The 24,291-nt window shown below is 67.1% G+C and carries 23 protein-coding genes; 7 read left to right on the top strand and 16 right to left on the bottom strand.

Going from position 1 to position 24,291, the window contains the following annotated elements; genetic code table 11:
- Nucleotides 1–29: 29 nt before the first annotated feature.
- The 10 genes from Q664_RS38840 to Q664_RS38885 form a co-directional block, all read right to left on the bottom strand.
- On the bottom strand, nt 30–713 hold the full coding sequence (locus Q664_RS38840; RefSeq protein ID WP_043408025.1) for a DUF7986 domain-containing protein: 684 nt from the start codon (nt 711–713) through the stop codon (nt 30–32).
- Between the two features lie 14 nt (nt 714–727).
- On the bottom strand, nt 728–1,846 hold the full coding sequence (gene carA, locus Q664_RS38845; RefSeq protein ID WP_043408028.1) for a glutamine-hydrolyzing carbamoyl-phosphate synthase small subunit: 1,119 nt from the start codon (nt 1,844–1,846) through the stop codon (nt 728–730).
- Nucleotides 1,846–3,147 carry a dihydroorotase gene (locus tag Q664_RS38850; RefSeq protein WP_043408109.1) on the bottom strand — a complete coding sequence of 434 codons (1,302 nt, stop codon included), beginning with the start codon at nt 3,145–3,147 and terminating at the stop codon, nt 1,846–1,848. The genes carA and Q664_RS38850 overlap by 1 nt, the downstream gene beginning before the upstream one ends.
- Nucleotides 3,144–4,037: an aspartate carbamoyltransferase catalytic subunit gene (locus Q664_RS38855; protein WP_043408032.1), complete on the bottom strand. Its 894-nt coding sequence runs from the start codon at nt 4,035–4,037 to the stop codon at nt 3,144–3,146. The genes Q664_RS38850 and Q664_RS38855 overlap by 4 nt, the downstream gene beginning before the upstream one ends.
- 15 nt (nt 4,038–4,052) lie before the next feature.
- Nucleotides 4,053–4,469, bottom strand: coding sequence for a hypothetical protein (locus Q664_RS38860; protein ID WP_152622591.1), 417 nt, complete (start codon nt 4,467–4,469; stop codon nt 4,053–4,055).
- A gap of 54 nt (nt 4,470–4,523) precedes the next feature.
- Nucleotides 4,524–5,768, bottom strand: coding sequence for a signal peptidase I (lepB, locus tag Q664_RS38865; RefSeq protein WP_043408036.1), 1,245 nt, complete (start codon nt 5,766–5,768; stop codon nt 4,524–4,526).
- Between the two features lie 3 nt (nt 5,769–5,771).
- Nucleotides 5,772–7,583: a translation elongation factor 4 gene (gene lepA, locus Q664_RS38870; protein ID WP_043408039.1), complete on the bottom strand. Its 1,812-nt coding sequence runs from the start codon at nt 7,581–7,583 to the stop codon at nt 5,772–5,774.
- A gap of 136 nt (nt 7,584–7,719) precedes the next feature.
- Nucleotides 7,720–8,646 (bottom strand): NAD-dependent epimerase/dehydratase family protein, encoded by a 927-nt coding sequence (locus Q664_RS38875; RefSeq protein WP_043408041.1) that lies wholly within the window; start codon nt 8,644–8,646, stop codon nt 7,720–7,722.
- Nucleotides 8,647–8,702: 56 nt separating this feature from the next.
- A complete protein-coding gene (locus tag Q664_RS38880) occupies nt 8,703–9,662 on the bottom strand; it encodes a UDP-glucuronic acid decarboxylase family protein (RefSeq protein ID WP_043408110.1) in 960 nt (319 codons plus the stop codon).
- A 46-nt stretch (nt 9,663–9,708) separates the two neighbouring features.
- A complete protein-coding gene (locus Q664_RS38885) occupies nt 9,709–9,891 on the bottom strand; it encodes a ribbon-helix-helix domain-containing protein (RefSeq protein ID WP_043408044.1) in 183 nt (60 codons plus the stop codon).
- A gap of 136 nt (nt 9,892–10,027) precedes the next feature.
- Here Q664_RS38885 and Q664_RS38890 point away from each other — a divergent pair, with 136 nt between their 5' ends.
- Nucleotides 10,028–10,540 carry a hypothetical protein gene (locus Q664_RS38890; protein ID WP_235217058.1) on the top strand — a complete coding sequence of 171 codons (513 nt, stop codon included), beginning with the start codon at nt 10,028–10,030 and terminating at the stop codon, nt 10,538–10,540.
- Between the two features lie 25 nt (nt 10,541–10,565).
- Here the strand turns inward: Q664_RS38890 and manA are convergent, their stop codons facing one another.
- The 5 genes from manA to Q664_RS38915 form a co-directional block, all read right to left on the bottom strand.
- Nucleotides 10,566–11,765 (bottom strand): mannose-6-phosphate isomerase, class I, encoded by a 1,200-nt coding sequence (gene manA / locus Q664_RS38895; RefSeq protein ID WP_043408049.1) that lies wholly within the window; start codon nt 11,763–11,765, stop codon nt 10,566–10,568.
- A 50-nt stretch (nt 11,766–11,815) separates the two neighbouring features.
- Nucleotides 11,816–12,673: an SPOR domain-containing protein gene (locus Q664_RS38900; protein WP_052519198.1), complete on the bottom strand. Its 858-nt coding sequence runs from the start codon at nt 12,671–12,673 to the stop codon at nt 11,816–11,818.
- A 152-nt stretch (nt 12,674–12,825) separates the two neighbouring features.
- On the bottom strand, nt 12,826–13,914 hold the full coding sequence (gene mnmA / locus Q664_RS38905; protein ID WP_326938776.1) for a tRNA 2-thiouridine(34) synthase MnmA: 1,089 nt from the start codon (nt 13,912–13,914) through the stop codon (nt 12,826–12,828).
- A 200-nt stretch (nt 13,915–14,114) separates the two neighbouring features.
- Nucleotides 14,115–15,389: a CCA tRNA nucleotidyltransferase gene (locus Q664_RS38910; RefSeq protein WP_043408058.1), complete on the bottom strand. Its 1,275-nt coding sequence runs from the start codon at nt 15,387–15,389 to the stop codon at nt 14,115–14,117.
- Between the two features lie 114 nt (nt 15,390–15,503).
- Nucleotides 15,504–16,811 (bottom strand): TIGR02270 family protein, encoded by a 1,308-nt coding sequence (locus tag Q664_RS38915; protein WP_043408060.1) that lies wholly within the window; start codon nt 16,809–16,811, stop codon nt 15,504–15,506.
- Nucleotides 16,812–17,069: 258 nt separating this feature from the next.
- Here Q664_RS38915 and Q664_RS38920 point away from each other — a divergent pair, with 258 nt between their 5' ends.
- The 6 genes from Q664_RS38920 to Q664_RS38945 all read left to right on the top strand — a co-directional run bounded on the left by Q664_RS38920 (nt 17,070) and on the right by Q664_RS38945 (nt 23,040).
- The gene (locus Q664_RS38920) at nt 17,070–18,080 is read left to right on the top strand and encodes a DUF2169 family type VI secretion system accessory protein (RefSeq protein ID WP_043408063.1); all 1,011 of its coding nucleotides are present in this window, start codon (nt 17,070–17,072) and stop codon (nt 18,078–18,080) included.
- A complete protein-coding gene (locus Q664_RS38925) occupies nt 18,077–19,141 on the top strand; it encodes a hypothetical protein (RefSeq protein ID WP_043408066.1) in 1,065 nt (354 codons plus the stop codon). The genes Q664_RS38920 and Q664_RS38925 overlap by 4 nt, the downstream gene beginning before the upstream one ends.
- The gene (locus tag Q664_RS56845) at nt 19,138–20,076 is read left to right on the top strand and encodes a PAAR-like domain-containing protein (RefSeq protein ID WP_084610677.1); all 939 of its coding nucleotides are present in this window, start codon (nt 19,138–19,140) and stop codon (nt 20,074–20,076) included. Before Q664_RS38925 ends, Q664_RS56845 begins: the two co-directional genes overlap by 4 nt.
- A 4-nt stretch (nt 20,077–20,080) precedes the next feature.
- Complete coding sequence (locus Q664_RS38935; RefSeq protein WP_043408072.1) at nt 20,081–20,986, top strand: type VI immunity family protein; 906 nt, start codon at nt 20,081–20,083, stop codon at nt 20,984–20,986.
- 3 nt (nt 20,987–20,989) lie between these two features.
- Complete coding sequence (locus tag Q664_RS38940; protein WP_043408074.1) at nt 20,990–21,760, top strand: hypothetical protein; 771 nt, start codon at nt 20,990–20,992, stop codon at nt 21,758–21,760.
- A 167-nt stretch (nt 21,761–21,927) separates the two neighbouring features.
- Nucleotides 21,928–23,040, top strand: coding sequence for an amidinotransferase (locus tag Q664_RS38945; protein ID WP_052519199.1), 1,113 nt, complete (start codon nt 21,928–21,930; stop codon nt 23,038–23,040).
- 10 nt (nt 23,041–23,050) lie between these two features.
- On the opposite strand, the gene Q664_RS38950 is transcribed toward Q664_RS38945, so the two are convergent.
- The gene (locus Q664_RS38950) at nt 23,051–24,241 is read right to left on the bottom strand and encodes an aminotransferase-like domain-containing protein (protein ID WP_043408077.1); all 1,191 of its coding nucleotides are present in this window, start codon (nt 24,239–24,241) and stop codon (nt 23,051–23,053) included.
- Nucleotides 24,242–24,291: the final 50 nt, after the last annotated feature.

Genomic DNA, 24,291 nt, shown 5'->3' on the forward strand with positions numbered 1-24,291 from the left:
GGGAGAGGGAGCATGCGCAACACCCTCCATCAGCTCGCGGAAGCGAGCCAGGGCGTGGTCTGCGAGAAGTCGTAGATACGCTCGATGGCGATCTGCTTGTAGCGCTCGACCTTGACGGCGCGCCGGGCGCACTCCCAGACGAGCTCCGAGGGAGGACGATCCGGCTCCTTCTTCTTGCGGCGCTTGACCTCGGCCTTGATGGCCTTCACGGCGACGCGAGGGTGGAAGCAGAAGGCCGAGGAGAACAGCAGGTGCCCGGCGAAGGGGATGAGCCGGGCCTCCAGCACATCGCCCGTCTCGAGCCCCGCCACGGTGCGGCGCTCGGTGACGTCGAAGTCCTTGCCGGAGAACAGCTCACGCAGACGCACGAGGCCCTTGCCCAGCTTGCGCACCTCGAAGAGGCCGTGGACGGTCTCCGTGAAGCAGCGGAAGGCGTTGGCCTCCTCGGGCGAGGCGCCCTGCAGCCGCAGCTGGTACAGTTCCGCGGCGGGCGTCAGCTTGGAGATCGGCGAGACCCGGTCGAACAGATAGAAATCCAGGAAGGACGCCATCCGCAGCTCGAAGATCTTGTCGTCCTCGAAGACCTCGCCGGTGAGGCGGAGGTACTCCGCCTTGGCCTCCAGCAGGTCGGGCTTGCGTGACTCCTGGCTCCCAAAGGCGATGAGCTGGTCGAGATAGGGCTGATACGACAGCGGCGAAAGGGGGGAGTCCATGGGGCAGCGAGATCCTACTCTCCGGCCATGAGCTTCGCGAAACGTGAGAACAGGTACCGGGCGTCATGGGGCCCGGGCGAAGCTTCCGGGTGGTACTGCACGCTGAAGGCGCGGGCGTCGGGGATGCTCAGGCCCTCCACGGTGCCGTCGTTGAGGTTGATGTGGCTCACCACCGCCTTGCCCTTCACGCTCGCATCATCCACCGCGAAGCCGTGGTTCTGCGAGGTGATCTCCACCTTGCCGGTGGTCAGGTCCTTGACTGGCTGGTTGGCGCCCCGGTGGCCGAACTTCATCTTGTACGTCCGCCCGCCCAGGGCGAGCGCGAGGATCTGGTGACCCAGGCAGATGCCGAAGACGGGCACCTTGCCGAGCAGTCCGGCCACGACCTTGTCGGCGCCCTTCACGGCGGCGGGGTCTCCGGGGCCGTTGGCGAGGAAGATGCCGTGGGGCTTCTCGGCGAGCACGGCCTCGGCGGTGGTGCCGGCGGGGACCACCTTCACGCGGCAGCCCACGTCCACCAGGAAGTGGAGCATGGAGCGCTTGAGGCCGTAGTCATAGGCCACCACGTCGAAGCGCAGCTCGGGAGCGGGGCGAGGAACCTCGCCGAGCAGGTTCGGGCTGGGGGTGGTGAAGAGGTAGGACTCCTGGGTGGACACGCCGGTGGCGAGATCCAACCCCTCCATGCCGCGAGCCTCGCGGGCCCGCTCCACGAGGGCGGCCGGCGAGTGGTCCTCGGTGGAGATGACGCCCATCTGCGCGCCGTGCGTGCGCACGTGCCGCACCAGGCGCCGGGTGTCGATGCCCTCGATGCCGACAATGCCATGGCGCTTCAGGTAGACGTCGAGCGTCTCCTGGGAGCGCCAGTTGGAGGCCTGCTCGGAGGAGTTGCGCACGATCATGCCCACGGCGTGCGGTTTGACGGACTCCTGGTCCCCGGGGTTGGCGCCCACGTTGCCCATCTCGGGGTACGCCATGGTGACGATCTGCCCGACGTACGAGGGATCCGTGAGGATCTCCTGGTAGCCGGTCATCGACGTGTTGAACACCACCTCACCCACCGTCTCGCCGGAGGCGCCGAGCGCGCGACCCTCGAAGGTGGTGCCATCCGCCAATGCCAGCACTGCCCGCTTCATCACCTGGACTCCTTGATGTGTCCGTCCTCGAAGACGAGCCGCCCGGAGACCCACGTCTGGGCGACCCGGCCCGTCAAACGCCGGCCGTGGAAGGGGGTGTTCCGGCTGCGGGAGAAGAACCGCGCCGAATCCACCGTCCACTCCGCGTCCGGCTCCACCACCGTGATGTCCGCCGGAGCACCGACGGCCAGATGGCCGCCCGGCAGCCCGAACGCCCTCGCCGGTCCGTCCGTCAGCAGGGCCACCGCCCGCTGGAGGCTCATCACGCCCTCGCGCACCAGGGAGAGCGTCAGGCCCAGGGCCGTCTCCAGCCCCACCACGCCATTCCACGCCTTGTCGAACTCCACCTGCTTCTCCAACACGCCGTGGGGCGCGTGGTCCGTGGCGATGGCGTCGATGGTGCCGTCCACGAGCCCCTCGCGCACGGCCTCGATGTCGCGGCGGGTGCGCAGGGGCGGATTCATGCGGGCGTGGGTGTCGTAGGAGCCCACGGCCTCGTCATCCAGGATGAAGTGGTGCGGGGTGGCCTCGGCGGTGACGTTGAGGCCGCGGCGCCTGGCCTCGCGGATGAGGCGCAGGCTGCCCTCGCAGGAGACATGGGCGACGTGCAGCCGCCCCTTCGTCTCCTCCAGGAGCACCATGTCGCGCGCCACCATGGCCACCTCGGCCGAGGGCGGGATGCCGGCGAGGCCCAGGCGCGTGGAGGTGCGGCCCTCGTTCATCACGCCCTTGCCCGAGAGCGTCAGATCCTCCTCGTGCACCATGACGGGGAGGTTGAAGAGCTGGGCGTACTGGAGGGCGCGGCGCATGAGGCCGGCGTTCATCACCGGGCGGCCGTCGTCGGTGATGCAGACGCAGCCGGCGCCGACGAGCGCCCCCATCTCCGCCATCTCCTCGCCCTGGAGGCCCTTGGTGATGGCACCCGCCAGGTACACGTGGCACAGCCGCGCCTCGCGGGCCTTGGCCTTCACGTACTCGCTGACGAGCACGCTGTCGTTGACGGGCCTGGTGTTGGGCATGGCCACCACCGCGGTGAAGCCGCCCGCCACCGCCGCCATGCAGCCGGTGAGGATCGTCTCCTTCCCCTCCTCGCCCGGCTCGCGCAGGTGCACGTGCAGGTCGATGAAGCCCGGCAGCACCAGCTTGCCCGTGGCGTCCACCACCCGCGCGTCCCGCACCTCCAGGGGCGCCTCGGACACCTCGGCGATGGTGCCGTCCCGCACCAGCACGTCACGCACACCGTCCACACCGTTGCGCGGATCCACCACCCGCCCGCGGCTCAGCAGGATCGTCGAGCTCACCGGCACACCTCCTCGAGGATGGCGCGGCGCACGGCCACACCATGCGCCACCTGCTCCAGGATGACGCTACGGGAACCATCGGCCACGGCGGGGGCGATCTCCACGCCCCGGTTCATGGGGCCCGGGTGCATCACGAGCGCCTCCGGCTTGAGCCGCTCGGCGCGGGCGGCGTTGAGCCCGTACAGGCGGGAGAACTCACGCGCCGAGGGGAAGAAGTTCTCCCCCTGCCGCTCCGACTGCACGCGCAGACACATGACGGCATCGGCGCGGGGCAGCACGGCGTCCAGGCTCGTGGTGAGCTCGGCGCCGAAGGACTCCAGGCCGGGCGGAAGCAGCGTGGGCGGGCCGCACAACACCACCTTCGCGCCCAGCGTGGTGAGGCAGTGCAGGTTGGAGCGGGCCACGCGGCTGTGGAGGATGTCGCCGACGATGAGCACCGTGCGCCCATCCAGGCTGCCCCAGCGGCGGCGCAGGGTGAAGGCGTCCAGCAGGGCCTGCGAGGGGTGCTCGTGGGTACCGTCCCCCGCGTTGACGACGGCGCAGCGCACGTGGCGCGCCACCAGGTGCGGGGCTCCCGAGGAGCGGTGCCGGATGATGAGCGCCACCGGGCCCGTGGCCTCGATGTTGCGGACCGTGTCCAGCAGCGTCTCGCCCTTGGAGACGGAGGAGCCCGCCGTCGTCCAGTTGAGCACCTCGGCGCCGAGCGCGTGCGCCGCCATCTCGAAGGAGGTGCGGGTGCGCGTGGAGTCCTCGAAGAACAGGTTGGCGATCACCCTGCCCCGCAGCACATGCGAGGCATCCGGCCCACCGTGCAGGTGTGCCTCGGCCCGTCCGAGCAGCGCCTCGATGTCCGCGCGCCGCAGGCCCTCGATTCCCAACAGGTGTCTCATGGGGTCCCCTGGGCACTACTTGCCGGGAATGCCTTCCTTCACGACATGGAAGCGGATGACGCGGACGTGGTTGGTGGGCTTGAGCTGCACCCGCCGCTCGTACTCCACCTCGATGCGGACGTTCGGCGAGACCGTGCTGCGCTCGATGGTGATGTTCTCGTCCGTCAGCCCGAGCCCGGGCACGAGGATGTCCTGGTCGAACTTGTCCGTATCCCAGTGGGTGCCCACCTGGCTGGTGCGCTCGATGATCACCCTGCGCAACATCTCGTCGTCCGAGGTCGGGGACCGGTTGAAGGCCACCGCGACGGCTTCCTTCACGTCGAAGTTGTCCGCGTACACGGGGATGAGCATCACGCCCAGATAGAGGCCCCCCACGACGAGGATGAGTAGAACCAGGCCGCCAAAGCTGATCTTCCCAGAGGGATGACGCATGAGGCCCCCGCGTAGCAGCGGCATACGCGGGGCGTCAAGCATCGCGGCGGGGTTTCAACGGACCGGCTCGAACAGCCGGTCGGTGCGCAGCCCGGTCCCCTCGAAGAAGTTGCTGAACCAGCCACCGAACCCCAGTGCCATCCAGACGACCATGGCCTTGCCCTTGATGTGACCGTACGGGACGAACTCCACGCCCCGGCCGGCACCCAGGCCGTAGCGGCTGTCCAGGCTGTTCTCCCGGTTGTCGCCCATGACGAAGACGTGACCCGGGGGAACGACGTAGGGCCCCTCGTACTCCATGCGGGCCCTGCTCCCCGGCTGCAACACGGAGTGGACCTTGCCGTCCAGGTTCTCGTGGTACAGCCGCAGGTGCTCCGGGTACCAGGGCGTGTTGTCCTGCCGGTTGTAGACGACCTGGTCCTCGTTCACCAACGTGCGCGGCTGGGGCGCTCCGTTGATGTAGACCTCGCCGTTGATGAGCTCCACCTTGTCCCCGGGGATGCCCACCACGCGCTTGATGAAGTCCAGCTCCAACTGCACCGGGTTGTTGAAGACGATGACGTCTCCCCGCGCCGGCGCGCGGACGATCTGGAAGGGCACGTAGTTGGTGAAGGGCAGCCGCACCCCGTAGATGAACTTGTTGATGAAGACCTGATCGCCGATCTCCAGCGTGGGCAGCATGGAGCCGGAGGGGATGCGGTACGGCTCGATGATGAAGACGCGGATGATGACCGCGATGGCCAGCGCCTTGGCGAAGCCCGAGACGAAGTCCCCGAGGTCCTGCTTGCGCCACGCCGCCAGCAACTGGGTGGCCAGCGTGTCGAGCGCCTTCGTCTCCTTCTCCAGCCGCTCGGCGTCCCCGGCCAGCGAGGCGGCCTCCACCTGCATGGCCTGCTCGGCCAGCCGCGTGGACGCCTCGGCGGGGATCTTCCCCGGCACCTTCTTGTGGATGCGCTCGATCTCCCCGATGAGCTCACGCGCCTCGTGCCGCAGGTGGCGCAGACGGCTCTGCTTGGGCAGCGCGAAGCGCAGCACCATCAGCCCGAGGAAGTAGAGGAGCATCAGCCCCGCCAGGCCCTGCATGAGCGGCTGGGCCCAGTCGGCCGAGGGGGGCACGAACTCGATGAGGATGATGTAGGGGATGAGCGCCAGGCCGAGGATGACCAGGGGCGCCCACAGGCTGGTGAGCAGCTCGCGCCACAGCAGCGCGCGGCTGGCCTTGAGCTGCTCGGGCGTCCTGCGGGCGGCCATGGAGGCCTCGAGTCCCGCGGGAGCTTCGGTCGCGCTGGTGGTGGACATGGACTATTCCTCCGTCTTCAGCACCGCGAGGAAGGCCTCCTGCGGGATCTCCACCGAGCCCACCTGCTTCATGCGCTTCTTGCCCTCCTTCTGCTTCTCGAGGAGCTTGCGCTTGCGGCTGATGTCGCCGCCGTAGCACTTGGCGAGCACGTTCTTGCGGATGGCGGAGATCGTCTCACGCGAGATGATCTTCGCGCCGATGGCGCCCTGGATGGCCACCTCGTACATCTGCTTCGGGATGACCTCCTTGAGCTTCTGGCACACCTCGCGGCCGCGCTGGTAGGCGCGCTCCTTGTGGACGATGACGCTGAGCGCGTCCACTGGATCCCCGTTGATGAGGATGTCCAGGCGCACCAGGTCCGCCTCCACGTAGCCGGCCAGCTCGTAGTCGAGGCTGGCGTAGCCGCGCGTGACGCTCTTGAGCTTGTCGAAGAAGTCGAAGACGACCTCGGCCAGGGGCATCTCGTACGTCACCTGCACGCGCGTGCCGCTGGAGCCCAGGTACTTCATGTCCTTCTGCACACCGCGCCGGTCCTGGCACAGCTTGAGCACCGCGCCCAGGTAGTCGTTGGGCACGTGGATGTGGCAGGTGAGGACGGGCTCCTCGAATTTGGCGATCTTCTGCACCGGCGGCAGCTTGGCCGGGTTGTCCACGTGCATCACCGCGCCCTGCGAGTCGGTGATCCGGTACACCACCGACGGCGCGGTGGTGATGAGCGACAGGTTGTACTCGCGCTCCAGGCGCTCCTGGACGATCTCCATGTGGAGCAGGCCCAGGTAGCCGCAGCGGAAGCCGAAGCCGAGCGCCGTGGAGGACTCGGGCTCGTAGGTGAAGGCCGCGTCGTTGAGCTTGAGCTTGGCGAGCGCGTCGCGCAGGCCCTCGTACTGCTCGGAGTCCACCGGGAAGATGCCGGAGAACACCATGGGCTTCACTTCCTTGAAGCCCGGGAAGGGCGCGTCCGTGGGACGCAGCTCCTCCGTCACGGTGTCACCCACCTTGGCGTCCTGGAGCTCCTTCACGTTGGCCACCAGCACGCCCACCTCGCCGGCGATCAGCTGCGGCACCGGGCGGGAGAACGGGCTGAAGACACCCAGCTCCTGCACCTCGAAGGTCTTGTTGTTGCTCCACAGCTTGATCTTCTGCTTGAGCTTGAGCGTACCCTCGAGCACGCGCACCAGCGTCACGACGCCGCGGTAGTTGTCGTACCAGCTGTCGAAGATAAGGGCCCGGAGCGGAGCGGCGGGATCCCCCGAGGGGGGCGGCACGCTCTTCACCACCGCCTCCAGGATCTCCTTGATGCCGATGCCCTCCTTGGCGGAGGCCGGCACGGCGCTGGAGCCGTCGATGCCGATCACGTCCTCGATCTCCGTGCGCGTGCGATCCACGTCGGCGCTCGGCAGATCGATCTTGTTGATGACCGGGATGATCTCCAGGTTGTGATCCAAGGCCATGTAGACGTTGGCGAGCGTCTGGGCCTCGACGCCCTGGGTGGCGTCCACCACCAGGAGGGCGCCCTCACACGCGGCGAGCGAGCGGCTCACCTCGTAGGCGAAGTCCACGTGTCCCGGGGTGTCGATGAGGTTGAGGACGTACTTCTGGCCGTCGTTGGCGGTGTAGTTCATCCGCACGGACTGGGCCTTGATGGTGATTCCGCGCTCGCGCTCCAGCTCCATGTTGTCGAGGAACTGGTCCTGCGCCTCGCGCTTGGTCACCGTTCCGGTGGCACCGAGCAGACGATCGGCCAGGGTGGACTTCCCGTGGTCGATGTGGGCGATGATCGAGAAATTGCGGATGTGAGCGTTGTCGGCCGGCATGGTAGGGGGGCCTCGGGCTACGTCGAAGCCGGCTTGAGTAACACCGAACCCCACCAAAATCCATGCGTCCGCGCACCCGGCGTGCAACCTGAACGACGCCGGGCCGCCTCCCTCCCCCGCCGGGAGGACGGGAGGGCTAGCGGGAGGTGTGCTCGCGGAAGAACGACACCGTGCGGCGGAGCCCCTCGGGGAGCTCCACCGAGGGCTGCCAGCCGAGCACCCGGCGGGCCAGGGTGTTGTCCACGCAGGAGCGCAACTGCTCGCCGGGCTTGCCGGGAGCACGGAGGGCGGGCTTGTCCACCCCCGCCGGCTGGGCCACCAGGGTGTAGAGCCGGTTGATGTCCGTCTCCACGCCAGTGCCGATGTTGATGGCGCCCGAGTAGTCCTTCTCCACCGCCAGCACGTTGGCCCGCGCCACGTCCTCCACGTAGACGAAGTCGCGCGTCTGCTTGCCCTCGCCGTAGATGGTGCACTCGCGTCCGCCGAGCAGGCGCTGGCAGAAGATGGCCACCACGCCGGCCTCGCCGTGCGGGTTCTGCCGGGGGCCGTACACATTGGCGTACCGCAGGGCCACGTAGTTCATCCCGTACTGGGCCTTGTAGTAGCCGAGGTACAGCTCACCCGAGGCCTTGGAGACACCGTAGGGCGACACCGGCCGCGTGGCGTGGGTCTCGGGCGCGGGGAAGACGTCCTGCTCGCCGTAGATGGCCCCGCCGGTCGAGCTGAACACCACCTTCTGGACACCCGCGACGCGCGAGGCCTCCAGGAGGTTGAGGAAACCGAGGATGTTGGCCTCCGCGTCGAAGCGCGGGTCCTCCACGCTGCGGCGCACGTCCATCTGAGCGGCCAGGTGGCACATCACCTGGGGGCGCTCGGCGCGGATGAGCTGCGCGGCCTCCGGAGCCCGGATGTCCATGACCTCCAGACGCACCCGGGGGTCCAGGTTCTCCTTCCGACCACTCGACAGATTGTCGAGGGCGATGACCTCATGACCCGCGCGCACGAAGGCGTCACACACGTGCGAGCCAATGAAACCCGCCCCACCAGTCACCAGGACTTTCAACGTACCGCTCCCGCCACCACCAGGTGGCCATCTACTGAGAAAGTTTTGCGCGGAAGTTAGGGGATGGAGCCCTTCCCGGCAACCGATCGGAACCAGGCAATCGTCTCCCGCAAACCCTCCTCCAGGGGTACTCGCGGCTCCCACCCGAGCAACTGCCGGGCCCGGCTGATGTCCGGGCGGCGCTGCTTGGGATCGTCCTTGGGCAGCGGCTTGTGGACGATGCGCCCTCCCCCACCCGCCGCGGCGCGCACCGCCTCGGCGAACTCGAGCATGGTCATCTCGCGGGGATTGCCGATGTTGACGGGCTCGATGACGTCCGAGAGGGCCAGCCGGATCAGGCCGTCCACCAGATCCCTCACGTAGCAGAAGGAGCGCGTCTGGGTGCCCTCGCCGAAGACGGTGAAGTCCTCGCCGCGCAGGGCCTGGCCCACGAAGGCGGGCACCACGCGCCCGTCGTTGAGGCGCATCCGCGGCCCGTAGGTGTTGAAGATGCGGACGATGCGCGTCTGCACGCCATACGAGCGGGCGTACACCATGGTGAGCGCCTCGGCGTAGCGCTTGGCCTCGTCGTAGCAGGCGCGCGGGCCAATGGGGTTCACGTTGCCCCAGTAGTCCTCGCGCTGCGGGTGCACGTGCGGATCACCGTACACCTCCGAGGTGGAGGCCTGGAGGAACACGGCGCCCCTGGCCTGGGCCAGCTTGAGCCCGTTCTCCGTGCCCAGCGAGCCCACCCGCATCGTCTCCAGCGGCAGCTTCGCGTAGTCGATGGGCGAGGCCGGTGAGGCCATGTTGAAGACGTAATGCACCGGCCCGTCCACCGAGAACCCCTCGGTGATGTCCTGCTTCACCACCTCGAAGCCCGCGCGGCCCCGAAGGTGCGCCACGTTGGCCTCGGCACCGGTGATGTAGTTGTCCACGGACACCACGCCGGACGCGCCATCGTCCAGCAACCGCTCGCACAGGTGCGAGCCCACGAAGCCCGCTCCCCCGAGCACCACCACCCGCTGGCCCTTCATGCTCTTGCTCATGATCCCGCCCCGCAGTCCCGCTCTGGTGTGGAGCTCAGCTCAGCTCGTCGAAGGAGGCCTGCCCCGGCAACTGCGCCTTGTATTTCTCCAGCACGAGATCGATCCCCTGCCGGATGTACTCGGCCACGGGAACCTTGGTCTTCTGGTTCAGCGCCTTGAGCAGATCGTTCTGCTCCGGCGTGATGTAGATGGTGGTGCTGATCTTCTTTCGGGCCATGGCGATATGTGAAAATATATGGACTTACATGTCCCTTGAAGCGCTGTTTTCGAGCCTTGTCGTACAGCCCTCGAAACTCGGATGGGTGGCGGGGCTCGCGCTGGTGGGTCTCTGTGGGTGCGCATCCGACAAGGCCATGAAGAAGCCGGAGGAGGCGCAGGCGAAGGAGGAGGTGGCGCCCCAGCCCATCCGCCCGGAACCGGCCGCCAACGAGAAGGTGACGGAGAAGGACACCAACGGCGATCAGAAGCCGGACGTGTGGATCTTCACGGTGGACGGGCGGATGGTCCGCAAGGAACTGGACATCAACTGGGATGGCCGGGTGGACCTCACCACGTACTACGGCGCCCGCGAGGAGCGGGAGCGCGAGGCGATGGACCTCGACTTCGACGGGAAGGTGGACTCCGTCTACTTCTACGAGAAGGGCATCAACGTCCGGCGGGAGCGCGACCTGAACGGGGACGGCAAGCCGGACGTGTGGATCTTCTACGAGAAGGGGCGGCTGGCCCGGAAGGAGCGGGACTCCAACGGGGACGGCCGCGTGGACTACTGGGAGTACTGGGAGAACAACCAGGTCGATCGCATCGGCGAGGACCTGGACGGCGACGGCAACGTGGACAAGTGGAGCCGCGGCACTCCCGCCGAGTAACCCACCGGATGACCCACCGGCGGAATCAAAGGCCGGAGGTGGCGCGGTAGACGACGCCCTCGCCCTCGAGCGTGTAGGCCCCCTCGGCCGCGCTCACGAACACCGAGGCACCCCGGGGAAGCGCGAGCGTCTCGCCCCCGGAGGACAGCCGGGCGGAGCCCTCGGTGCACAGGAGGATCTCCGGCCCGCGCCGCTCCGGCCGGGCGGACACCGCGGGGCGGAGCTGGAAGCGTGAGAGGCGGAACTCGTCCGTGGGCGTGGGGTAGACGGACTCCACCCCGTCCGTGGTGGCCGCCGGGACCAGGCCGATGGGGCCGCACCGGAAGTCCAACACGCGGAGCAGCTCCGGGACGTCCACGTGCTTGGGCGTGCACCCGCCGCGCAGCACGTTGTCCGAGTTGGCCATGAGCTCCACGCCCACGCCACGCAGGTACGCGTGGAGGTTGCCCGCGGACAGGTAGATGGCCTCGCCCGGCCGCAGCCGCACCAGGTTGAGCATCAACGCGCCGATGACGCCGGGATCGCCCGGGTAGAGCTCGCCGAGCCGCAGGGCCCACCGCAGCTCCGCCGCGAAGTGGCCCCCCTTCCCTTCGCGCGCCGAGCAGGCGGAGACCACCGCGTCCACCAGGGGCCCCCGCGACTCGCGAGGCAGCGTCATCAGCGCCTCGAACATGCGCGCCACGCCCTTCGCATCCGGCGACGCACGCAGCGGGGCGAGCAGCGGCTCGAGGGCGGCCACGCCGAGCGAATCGAAGAGGGCGAGCGTCTCGTCCGCGCTCCGGAAGCCACACAGCGCATCGAAGGGCGTCAGCGCGCAGATGAGCTCGGGCTTGTGGTTGGCGTCCTTGTAGTTACGGTGCGAGGCGCTCAGGGGCACGCCGAGCGCGTTCTCACGGGCGTACCCTTCGCGGGCCTGGGCGAGACTCGGGTGCGTCTGCAGGGACAGCGGGGTCTCCGCCGCGAGCACCTTGAACAGGAAGGGCAACTCGGCGCCGAAGCGGCGCGTCACCTGCTCACCGAGCTCCCGCTCCGGCGAGGCCCGGATGACCTCCAGCAGCGATCCCCCACCCGCCGGCCGCTTCACGCGCGACGGGGCACCCGGGTGGGCTCCCATCCACAGCTCCGCCTGACAGGCGGCGGAGGGCGAGGGTTGCCCGAGCAACTCGGCGATAGCGGTCCGCGAGCCCCAGGCGTACGGCTGGATGACGTTGTCGAGGAGGTCCATTCAGCGGCGCCCATAGCACTCCGGGCGCCGGCCCGCCATGCACCGGCGGTCTAGTTCGCGGCCACGAAGGCCTGGATCTGCGTCTCGCGCTTGAAGTCCGACAGGTAGCGGGAGGCGGCATCCTTCGAGGGGAAGCTGCCCATGCGAACGCGGTACCAGGTGCCCTTGTTGGGGACCTCGGCGGCGACGATGTACGGGGCGTAGCCACGGTCCCGGAGCTTCGTCGCGAAGCGCTCGGCCTCCGGGCGGTTCTGGAAGGCGGAGATCTGCAGGGTGAAGGCACCGCCGGGGGCGGCCTCGGTGGGCCGCTGGGTGGCGCGGGCGATGGCGTCCTTCAAACCGCCACCCTGGGCCGGAGTCGTGGTGCGAGTAGGCACGGGAGCGGCCTCCACCTTGCCCGGCACGGGAGCGGGCTTGCTCTCGGCCACCTGGGTCGCGGCGGGCTTGGACTCCGGCTTCGGCTTCGGCTCGGTGGCGCTGGCCGTGGCGGGGGGCGCGTAGTCGTCATCCGTGGGCGACGAGGCGGGCTCCTCCGCGGGGACCTCGGCGATCTGGGGCTCCGGCTTCGGCTCGGCGGGCTTGGGCTTGGGGGCCGGCGGAGGGATGGCGACCGTGACGGTGCCAGGCTTGGAGGCATCGGAAACACTCTTCCGGGTGAGCTCGTCCTGGAAGGTGAGCGGCGACTCGGCCTCGCGGGCCTGCTGGAGGGCCTGGGCGTTGGCGTCGAGCGCGGAGAGGAGATCCGGCGCGGCGGCGGTCTGGGCATTGCCGGCGAGCTTCTTGCCGACCACGACGCCGAGGACGAACACGGCGCCCATCACGATGATGCCCGCGATCAACAGGCTGACGATCTGCCGGTTGTCGAGCGTGACATCGAACTTCTCTTTCATCCGGTGGGCATCGCGCATGACGTGACATTCCTCGCGTGTACGGCGCCCCGGCGCGGCCACACGAGTGTCGCGGCCTGTAGCGTCGAGGTGTGCCGGAAGGTACGCCCCGCCTACAGGCCGGTCAAATTCAGTGCGCGCACAGCGTCACGCCCTGACTGTTGCGGCGAGGCTCAAACAATCCACCCACCGCCCAGTACGTGATCCCCGTCATAAACGACGGCTGCCTGGCCGGGCGTCACGGCGCGAGCCGGAGAGTCGAGGTGGATGGACACGAGCCCATGCTGAGAGACACGCACGTGGCCGGGAGCACCGGGGTGACGGTGGCGGATGCGGACCATCACGGACTTCTCGGGAGGCGGCGGCCCATCCACCCAGTGGGGCTGGAGGAGGCCGAAGGAATCGCGCGAGGTCTCATCGGCGGGGCCCACGACGACGCGGCGGGACTCGGGCTCGATGCGCTGGACGTAGCGGGCCTCGCCGCCTCCGAGGTTGAGACCGCGGCGTTGACCGACGGTGAAGCGGTGCACACCGGCGTGGGAGCCGAGCACATGGCCCTCGGTGTCGACGATCTCCCCGCCGGGCTGGGGGCCGGCGACCTTCTCGACGAAGCCGGCGTAGTCGCCATCGGGCACGAAGCAGATCTCCATGCTCTCGGGCTTGTGGCTGGTGGGGAGGGCATGGCGCTCGGCGACGGCGCGGACCTCGGACTTGGTCATACCGCCGACGGGGAAGAGGACGTCGGTGAGCTCCTGCTGGCCGAGGGTGAAGAGGAAGTAGCTCTGATCCTTGGCGGCGTCGACGGCGCGGCGGAGGACGAACCTGCCGTCCTGCTGCTCGACGCGGGCGTAGTGGCCGGTGGCGAGCCGGGCGCCGAGGGCGCGGGCGCGCTTGAGGAGGAAGTTGAACTTCACATCGCGGTTGCAGGCGACGCAGGGGATGGGCGTCTTGCCACCGAGGTAGGACTGGACGAAGGGGCTGACGACGCGGTCCTTGAAGAGGTCCTCGGCGTTGGCGACGTAGAAGGGGATGCCGAGCGTCTGGGCGACGGCGCGGGCATCGTCGATGTCATCGGGGCTGCAGCAACTGCCGCACTGGGCCTTGCCCTCATAGGACCAGACCCGGAGGGTGATACCGATGACCTCGTGGCCCTGCTCCTTGAGCAGGGCGGCGGCGGCGGAGGAGTCCACCCCACCACTCATGGCAACGACGACTCGCATGACGTCCCTATCTACACGCCGGCCAGCCCGGGTGCGACCCAACTGACGCAAGAGAACAACCGACGAGAACAACCGACGAGAACAACCGACGCCAGAGAACAACAACCCGGACAAATCCCCTCGCCCCCCGGGAGAGGGACGGGGTGAGGGTGCCGAGCCCCCCGGGTTGAACCCGTGTATGCCCCCTCTCCCTCTGGGAGAGGGCTGGGGTGAGGGTCTACTCCCCTGCCCCACGAACGACCTCAGGACCCACGGGCCTGCCGCCAGGCCAACAACATCTCCTTCAACTTTTCCACCTCATTGAGGGAGGGCTCATCGAGAACCCGCTCGAGCAGAAACCGGGTGGCCTCGCCGACGATGGGAGAAGGCCCGACGCCCAGGGTGGCCATGATGGCGCCCCCATTGAGGGCGAGCTCCTTGGCGGACAGCGGAGGCTTCGAGGCGGCAAGCCCATGCAGTCGGCCAATCAGGGCGTCCATCTCAGGAAGCCGGGCCGGGTCCCGGGCCTGGATCCGGGCCCGGGCCACGGAGGTAAGCGCCTCGACATTGGCGAGCCCCACCTTGGCCAGAAGCCGACGGAGGGCGGGATCGGGGTCCCCGACATGCCGCTCGAGCGCGGCGTGCGAGCTCAACAGCTTCACCCGCTCGATGGTCTTGGTGGGGAACTTGAGCCGGACGCCGATCTCCTCGGCCTGCGGAGGGGTGACGAGGTCGGCGAGCAGAGCGGCGAGACGGATCTCCACATCGACGGGCTCGGCGGCGGCGGCGGTGCGGGCGAGGCGAGCGGCCTCGGCATCGGCGCGGGCGAGCTCGGGCAGAAACACGTCGAGCAACCCGGTGGTGGCGAGCAGCTCGAGCCCGAAGGCCTCGCGCTTGGAGAGGAGCAGCTTGACGAACTCCTCGCGGACGCGCTCGTAGGCGACCTTGCGGAACACGGGGAGCGTTTCGGGGATGGCGGCCTGGGTGCCAGGGTCGAGCGTGAAGTCGAGCACGGCGGCGAAGCGCACGGCGCGCATGGGACGCAACCCATCCTCGGAGAAACGCTCGATGGCCGAGCCCACGCAGCGCACGACACGGGCCTTCAGGTCCTGCTGGCCGCCGAAGGGATCGGCGAGCTCGTGCGTGAGAGGATTCCACGCCATGGCGTTGATGGTGAAATCGCGGCGGGAGAGGTCCTTGACGATGTCCTGCTCGAAGGTGACGGCAGAGGGGCGGCGGCCGTCGTGGTAGTCGCCCTCGCTGCGGAAGGTGGTGACCTCGACGTGGGTGCCGCCCTGGACGACGGTGACGGTGCCGTGCTGGATGCCGGTGGGGATGACCTTGCGGAAGGCGCGCTGGACCTCCTCGGGGAGCGCGCTGGTGGCGACGTCGAAGTCCTTGGGGTGGACGCCGCGGAGCGTGTCACGGACACAGCCGCCGACGAGGAACACGGCATGGCCCAGCTCATGGAGGCGGGCGATGACGTCCAGGACGGGGCGCGGGACGTCGGCTTCGAGGAGAGGGGCAGGCGTGGTCATGTGATCGTGTAGTTGATAGACGCGGAGCGGTCACCACGCTTCGACAAACGCCCAGCATGACCGACCGAGTCCACGTCTCTCTCGTACTACAGAACAGGCTACACCATGAGTGCGTCAGCTGCGGAAGAGGCGAACCAGGGGCTGACCTGGCAGGCTCTCCCGCACGGCTTCAGCCCTGGCTACTTCCGCACGCTGCCGTTTGGTAAAGGCGAACGTCCGCACCTGCAGCCCCCCCTGGGTACGCAGCGCCAAGTCGATCGCGTGCACGGAGCGCCGCCGCATGACCCCACTCGCTAGCGCCTCCATCAGTGTCGCGCCGCTGAAGAGCTGGCCTCCCAGATAACGCCTGTCCTTCGAGAAGTCCTTGCGCGCCTCCTGCCACCACCCCATCACTGCCGCGGGCGCGGGCACGGGCAGCGAGTCCTCCGGTTTCGGATTCAGGTCCGCGTCCAGGTCCTCTTCCTCGAGCGGTGGCAATGCCACTTCCTCGGTGTCCTCACTCTCTTCCACATACACGCCCTTGAGGTTCAGTCCGGTGATGGCACTGAACGCCTCGCCCGCGAGCCGCGCTACGGGCGGCTTCTGCCTTGTCAGCTCCAGACAGGTCTCCGCCGCGGCCACGCGCCCGGTGAAACCCAGTGCCCATAGGACGTCCGCGCGCACCGCCTCATTCCCCGCGAGCACCAGAAGCCGCTCCAGGTCCTTGTCATCCCCACCCAGAGCCAGGAACACGAGCGCTTCGCGCAGCGCAGGCCCTCGCGTCTCGATTTCGATGCGGCACTCGTTCCATGCCGCGCGCGAGCCAGACAGAAGCGCCAGTTCCACCGCCCCCCACCGCACCTCCGGTCGCGGATCCGACATCCAGGGAACCACATCGAACGAGGAGACCTTGCGAGGTGCCGCACCCAGGGCCCGTAATGCCGCCGCCGCCACTCTTCCATCTGAGTGCCCCAGCAGTTCCAACGCCATCCCCGGCGGCACAGCATCCCGGAAGGCCAACACCTCCAGAGCCAGCGCCACCAGGACATCCTCCGAACCCCTCAGCCGTGCCACCAATGCCGACTCCACCCCCTCGCGCCCGCTCAACTCCAGAGCGCGCTTCAATGCAGATAGCACCGGGGCGGGCGCGACTGGAAGCAGCGCCAGCACCGTTTCCAATGCCGCAGGAGGAGTTTCCGCGATGGATGCGAACGCCGCAGTGAACACCTCACCCGGGTCTTCTCCCTCCAGGGCGGGTTTGAGCAGAGCCTCGGCCACGGGCTCACCACCAATCACCAGCGCATCCAGGTGCGCTAGCAGCCGCTCCTCCCGGACCGCGACCTCCGTCAGCGTGGAGCGCGCGCCCCGCAGTTCCTGCTCCCATTGCGTCCAAAGGAAGGCGGCCTCGCTGAGGTGCTCCTCATAGATATTCTCCAGCCACACGACCCACCGCCTCGGTTGATCTGCACCGAGCCAACCTCGATGCAGTTAACGCCTGGATCGCGAGTCTCTACCCAGGCTCCTGCCTCCCGCGCTCCCGTGGCAGGGCCCTACGCCACCATCTTCACCCGGTGCAATCAAGCACTGTCCGGCAGAGACCCCACCCTGCGAAACCGCCTCTTCCATCGCCTGCCTTCTCCATGATCGGCTACACTCTCCCAGGCAGATTTCCGAACCGGACTCCACCTCCATGGTGAGCCAATGTGGGCCCTGAACAACCGCACTTCCTACTCCGCCGAACGTAACTGGACGCGAGACAAGACGGGCGCGCACCACTGGATCGTGGCAGTGAAGGCGTCATTCCACGTAGCGCCGGACGGCCAACTGTCCCTCGCGGACGAGCAGCCTCCACCAGTGCTCGCGCCCGAGTACCGCGGTGAGCCGGGAACTTCGAGCTTACGGTGCGACTCCGACCTGCTCGCGATCAAGCCAGCGACCGACGTGCTCGTGGACGCGAGTGCGCATGCTCCGGAAGGCAAGCCGACCACGACCGTTCCCGTCACGCTGCGGTTCGAGGCAGTGCGGAAGGTCCTCGTGGTGCATGGGACCCGCGTATTCATGAACGGCTTGACTGGGGTCGTGCCTTCGAAGCCGCTTCCCTTCACAACGCGTCCCATTGCCTACGAATGGGCCTACGGCGGCCATGATCAGACGGACCCCGATGTCCGCAACCACCGACTCGACCCACGCAACCCTGTGGGCAAGGGCGTCGCCGCGAAGCCAGAACGGCTGGTGGATCAGCCCGCCCACGTCATCGAGTACCCCGACGGTCACTTCGCGAAGACAGGCCCCGCTGGATTCGGCCCCATCGAGGCCAGTTGGTCTCCGCGACGCGAGCTCTCCGGCACGTTTGATGCCGCCTGGGAGCAGACACAGAAACCACTGCTTCCCACCGACTACGATGAGCGCTTCGCGCTCTGCGCTCCTGTGGATCAACGCCCGAGTAGGCTCCTGCGAGGCGGGGAGCGCATCGAACTCGTGAACATGACGCCGCAAGGGGTGCTGCGCTTCGATCTGCCAAAACTCTACTTCGTCATGACGACATGGTTCGGTCGCCGCTCCCAGGAACACCGCGCGCGGCTCGCCACCGTCTTCGTCGACGCGAACCGGATGCTGCTGGGAATGGTGTGGCAGAGTGCCATTCGCGTCTCGCCAAGGGACGTGGATTATCTGGATAGGACTGACATCCAGGAGAAACCGTTCCTGACATGAGCCACTCCGTGAACATCGTCGCGGTCGCGGCACGGACTCCGGTCGGGCTGACCGCGGAGAGCAGCGCCGCCGCGGTGCGTGCGGGCATCTCGAGGCTCGGTGTCCATCCCTTCATGGTCGATGGACAGGGCAAGCCACTCACATGCGCTCGGGATGGCCTGCTCGACGATGGGATCCTGGGACGCGCCCGGCTGACAGCCCTGGCCACGGCCACACTCGGCGAGCTCAGCCGGAAACTGAGCGCCCTGAGCTCTCTCCGGCGTCCTGCTCCCGTCCTGGTCGCGCTCCCAGAAACACGGCCGGGGTTTTCGGATGACGACGCACGGACCATCCTCCGCGAGCTCGCAGTCAACTCCCTCCCAGGAGGCAGGCACCTACGCTTCGAACCTGGCGGTCGCGGGCATGCGGGCGCGATCTCCGCGATTGAAGTAGCAGCGAGGTGGCTCGACCAGGGCACCGAGGAGTTCTGCATCGTTCTCGGTGTGGATGGTTATCAGGAAGCGGAGACGCTCGACTGGCTCGCCTCCAATCTCCAGCTGGCCGGTGAGGGGGCTCGCGCCGGGTTCTTTCCCGGCGAAGCCGCGGGCGCTCTCGTCCTGGCGCATGAGTCCACCCGGAGACGGCATCGCCTTCCGACCCTCGCGCGTGTGCGCGGTTCGTGCTCGGCGGTCGAGACGCGGCTCATCAAGGGAGACGAAGAGGGGCTCGGCCAGGGGCTGAGCCAGGCGATCACGGGGGCAGTCACCGGGTTGAAACTCCCCGACGAAGCACTGGATGCCGTGTATTGCGACATCAACGGAGAGCGCTACCGGACCGAGGAGTGGGGGTTCGCGGTGCTCAGGACGCAACGCGCTCTGAGGGATTTCGCCTACGTCGCGCCGGTCGACTGCTGGGGAGATGTCGGTGCCGCGTCAGGCGCTTTGTCGTGCGTGTTGGCAACACAGGCCTGGGCGCGAAGGTACGCGAAAGGACCGAGGGCGCTCGTCTGGGGCAGCTCGGAAAGCGGTCTGCGGGCGGCCGCGGTGCTCGAATCCAGCCCGGAAGCGGCGAGGGACTCATGAGCGTATCGGTGAATTCTCCGAAAACCCCCGTGACGGAAGGGAGCGTCGGTATTGCTGCGGCGACTCTTCCGAACATGTGCAAGATGCCAGGCCCGCCAGCTCCGTTCGTTCCGGCCCCACTGCCAAACATTGGAAAGAGCGGCGACTCACCCAAGGGTTACTCGACCTCCGTCACCATCGAAGGCCACGCCATCGCCATCAAGGGCGCGAGTTTCGGTTCTATGGGCGATGCTGCCAGCAAGGGCACCGGCGGAGGTCTGACCTCCGCCAACACACATGGGCCAACGAAGTTCATTGGTCCGGGGTCATTGAACGTCAAGGTTGAAGGGAAGAACGTCCAGTTGTTGGGCGATCCCATGATGAACAACTGTGGGCCGGGAGGCTCACCGTCGAACTCGGCGACACTGTCTGGACTGAGCCAAGCTTGCAGCCCTGTTGAGATACATAAAGCACTGGTACAGATCGCCAGAGAATGTAACGATGAGGTCAATCTCAGACACAAGTATACGCGAGAGAATAAGCCGATCGGCAAGAAATGCACTAAACTCGGAACGAAGAAGCACAAGTGCTGCGAAAAGAAAATCAAGGACGCAAAAAACCCATTAGTTGAGTCCGAGGTGGCTTTCGACAAAAAGGGCATGCCCTCGCGCAGATCCCGCGGGCAGGCGCTTGCTGCTGGGCGCAAGAAATCCCTTGACGCCAAGAAGGCTGGTAAAAGCAAGGAGGATCAGGGCAAAGCCTTCAACAAAGCCTTCTTCTCGAAGCTGCCATACATCCAACTCGATGTCGTCGTGCGAGACGCCGAGGGAAACATCGAGCATATCTATGACTTCAAATTCAATTGCGACAGTCCACCGAAGATGCCGAACAAGCAGTTCATGAAGTACAAAAAAACAATGAAGAAGACCCCTCAAGTCATCGGGGCTCGTTGGTGAGAATATGTCCAAAGAAATCCGACTACTCAATGAGGATGGGCTGTTCCTTCGAGACAGCTTCATCATCGTTTTCTTCTGCAAAAAGCCGTTCAAGGATCTAGCAGCCGTCTATGGTCGCGCATTCGAGCATTGGCTTGAGACGACTCCTGAAGACGGCAGGAAGTGGGCGTCCGTCGGATCCAACTCGGCGGAATACAAAGCCCTCACACCGCAGCGGCTCGCTGCGGCGCGCAAGGAGCTTGATCCAGGCAAGGCGCGCACCCGCGAACTGACTTCGTTCGAGATAGGGGGACCCCAACAGCTGAACCCAGATTACTTCTTCGCGTGCTGGGGTTTCCGCGACCCTGAGGACGACGAAGCAAATTTCCTGGAGATTCGGCTGCCACGCTCGCCGACGACCGAGGCAGAAGTCGGCGCAGCCCTCGCGCTGGCAAAACAGATTGGCACCATGTTGCCATACTCGAGCGGGTATGCGTCGCCAGCGCTGACCTGGGGTGTGGAAGGACAGCAGCTGGCCTTCGCGGAAGAGGTAGGCAAGCTCGCGTTCCGCCATCCCGGATATGACGTCCCAGAGAGCAAATCCTCATGCTTCAGCATTGGGAACAAGCTGCGCGGCACGTACTGGCTCAACTTCATCGGGCCGGCTGCACTCAAGAAGCTGGGCGGCGAAAAACACCTGCGCGGCGAGTTGGACGCCAGCATCGGAATAGAGAAAGTCGGTGACGGGCTCATGCTACAAGCAGGGCCGAAGCCCGAGGCCGGGGACGTGAATCGCAAAGCGAACCTCCCCCTGCTGCGATCTCTGGCGAAGGTGCTCGAACCCGTGACCCTGTTCGACGATAATTCGCTCGACAACAACTTCATCAAGGGCAGCGAAAGCGAACGCTGGAAGCGGCGGCATCTGGAGTAACGGATGATGGTCACGAACTACGCACTGCCTTTCGTGTTCGAAGTTCCTCCCAGAAATCCATGGGAGGGACAACGAACGGTCGAACTCACGATCGAGACGGTCGCGCCCCTAAGCACCGCCGATGCCGACCTTCTTCAAGACAACGTATTCCCCTTCTGGATGCTCGCCTCCAGCGGGGCACTCTCGATGGAGGCTGGGGCACAGCCACATCCAGCCCCAGAGCAGCCGTCCTTCAGTGGGTCGGCGCAGTCAGCACGGTTCATCTTCGACGGATGGAGGCTGGATGAGCGCGCGAGTCACTGTCTCCTGTGCCTCCTGCTCGCGGCCCACGCTGACGTGCCTCTCAAGCGCGTGCGGATCTCCTCCGCAGGCCTAGTACCTCGTCCCATCACCGTTGATCCGAAGCTCGAGGAGCCATACCCACAGGCTCCATCGAAGCTTCCGTTTCCATGGAGCATCGAGGACTCCGAGAACGACGTACGAGAACTACAAATCACCTTCGCCGCGGCTCTCTCCGACGAGCAATGGGAACTCGTGGCTGGAGAGTTGACGTCCGCCGGCATCGCGATTGCCGCCGGAGCATACGGAGTGGCCCCCGTTCCTCCGGAGGACTGCGGGTGCCTGCCCTCGGAGGACGTGGAACATTCGGACAACGAGCTCCGGTGGGCACTTGAGAAGTGCCGGTTCCATCCGGCCGCACTCGAAGGGCTCATCGGGGTATGCGTGTCACTGCATCATCACGTCGCGCCGATCGTCGGCGTCACCATCACGTAGACACTCGATGCGGCAGGTGCGCTGGCAGTGGCAGGACTTCATCCTCCGCGTGAAGTATTGCCCGAACCGAGCGTCGGCGCCCCTTGGCTGCGGATAATGGCCCCAATCGACTTTCGCGGACGACGTCGGTACCTTGCTCTGCCGTTTTCCCCTGTTCGCTCATCACCATGCGTCCTGCCCCCATCCAACCCGAGCCGCTTCCCGCCCGCAGCCCCGTCAACATCCACAACGAGTGGGATCCTCTCGAGGAGATCATCGTCGGCTCGCTCGAGGGCATGGTCATCCCGCCGTGGGAGCCGGGCATGGCCGGCCCGATGTACGAGCCCCACTTCCCCCTCTTCAAGACCCAGGGCGGCAAGCCGTGGCCGGCCGAGCTCGCCCGGAAGGCGGAGCAGGAGCTCGAGGGACTGGCGCGGGTCCTCGAGGCGGAGGGCGTGAAGGTCCGCCGCCCGGCCAAGGTGGACTGGTCGAAGAACTTCTCCTCGCCGGACTGGAGCTCTCCGAGCGGTCTCGGAGCCGCCAACCCGCGCGACTCGCTGCTGGTGATCGGCAACGAGATCATCGAGACGCCGATGGCCTGGCGCTCCCGCTACTTCGAGACCCTCGCCTTCAAGCCGCTGCTGAAGGAGTACTGGGCCGCCGGTGCCGGCTGGATCTCCGCGCCCCGCCCGCAGCTCCATGACGACCTGTACGAGAAGGACTTCGTGCAGCCGAAGAAGGGCGAGCTGGGCAAGTTCGTCATCAACGACCACGAGCCCATCTTCGACGCCGCCGACGTCATCAAGTGCGGCCGCGACATCTTCATGGGCCTCTCCAGCACCTGCAACCACGCCGGTGTGGAGTGGCTGCGCCGCTACCTGCGCGATCGCCACGGCGACACGTACCGGGTGCATGAGCTGCTCTTCGACGACCAGCACCCGATGCACATCGACGCCACCTTCTACCCGCTCGCGCCGGGCAAGCTCCTCGTCCACCCGGAGCGGGTGGTGAAGGTGCCGGAGATCTTCAAGGACTGGGACGTCTTCCGGGCCCCGGAGCCGCACATCCCCGACGAGCACCCGCTCTACTTCAGCTCGAAGTGGATGAACCTGAACGTGCTGATGCTCGACGAGAAGCGCGTCATCGCCACCCAGGGCGAGGAGCGGACCCTCGAGCTCCTGAAGAAGAAGGGCTTCGAGCCCATTCCCATCCCCTTCTGGAACTTCAACAACTTCGGCGGCTCGTTCCACTGCGCGACCCTCGACATCCGCCGCCAGGGGTCGCTCCAGAGCTACTTCTAGGCCCGCTCGCTCACCTCACGGAGCGCAGCAGCTTCCCGAGCCGCGCCACGCCGTCCTCGATGACGGCGGGCGCGCAATACGAGAAGGACAGGCGCATGCAGTTGTCCCCGGCGCCGGGACGCAGCGAGAACGCGCCTCCGGGCATGAACGCCACCCGCTGCTCGTCCGCGGCGCGCCGCAGCAGCTGCGTGGCGTTCAGGTGTCGCGGCAACTCCACCCAGGTGAAGAAACCGCCCTCGGGGTGGCTCCAGCTCGCACCGGACGGGAAGTGCTCGGCGAGCGCCCGCTCCATCGCGTCCCGCCGCTGGCGGTACTCCTCCTTCAGCGCCGCGACGTGCTTCCCCAGGAACCCCGTCCCCAGCGCCGCGCTCGCGACGTGCTGCGAGTAGCTCGCCACGTCGAGGTCCGAGCCCTCCTTCACGTTGGCCAGCTCCGCCGCCAGCTCCTCCGGCACCACCACCCAGCCCAGCCGCAGCGACGGCGCGAGGATCTTGGAGAACGAGCCGATGTACAGCACCCACCGCTCCTCGAAGGACCGGATCGTCGGCGAGCCCGCCCCGAAGCACAGCTGCCCATAGGCGTCGTCCTCCAGGATGTAGAACCCGAACTCGCGAGCCAGCGCCGCCAGCCGCTTCCGCTTCTCCAACGGCAGGCTCACCCCCAGCGGGTTGTGTCCATCCGCCATCACGTACAACACCCGCGGCCGGGCTCCGTTGCGCAACCGGGCCTCCACCGCGTCCACGTCGATGCCCGTCTCCACGTTCGTGGGCACCGTCAGCAGCTTGCAGTCGTGCGGCGCCAGCGCGCCGGCGAAGCCGGTGTACGAGATCTCCTCCGCCATCACCTCCTGGCCCGGATCCAACAGCAGCCGCAACAGCAGGCTCATCCCCTGCTGTGCACCGACGGTGAAGAAGATCTGCGACGCGGAGCAACGCACGCCGCGAGCGCTCATCAGCTCGAGGACATGGGGTTTGAGCGACTCCTCGGGCGCCCGGTACTGGAGCGCGGCCGCCGAGCTCAGCGAGCCCGCCGCGCGAGCCAGCGCCTCTCCCGGAAACAGCTCGGCGGCCGGGAGACCGAGCGCCAGGGACAGCATCCCCGGCCGGGACAGCAGCTCGAACGAGTCCTGTTGGGGCGTCCGGGCGATCTGGCGCAACCAGCTCGCCATCGGAAGAGGAGGAGTCGAGGAGTCAGGAGGCATGTGCCCGGATTCTACGTATCCATTCCCGGAAGGACCTCTGTTATTAACGC

Origin of the sequence: Archangium violaceum Cb vi76 (assembly GCF_000733295.1) — a bacterium.
Classification (GTDB): Bacteria; Myxococcota; Myxococcia; order Myxococcales; family Myxococcaceae; genus Archangium; species Archangium violaceum.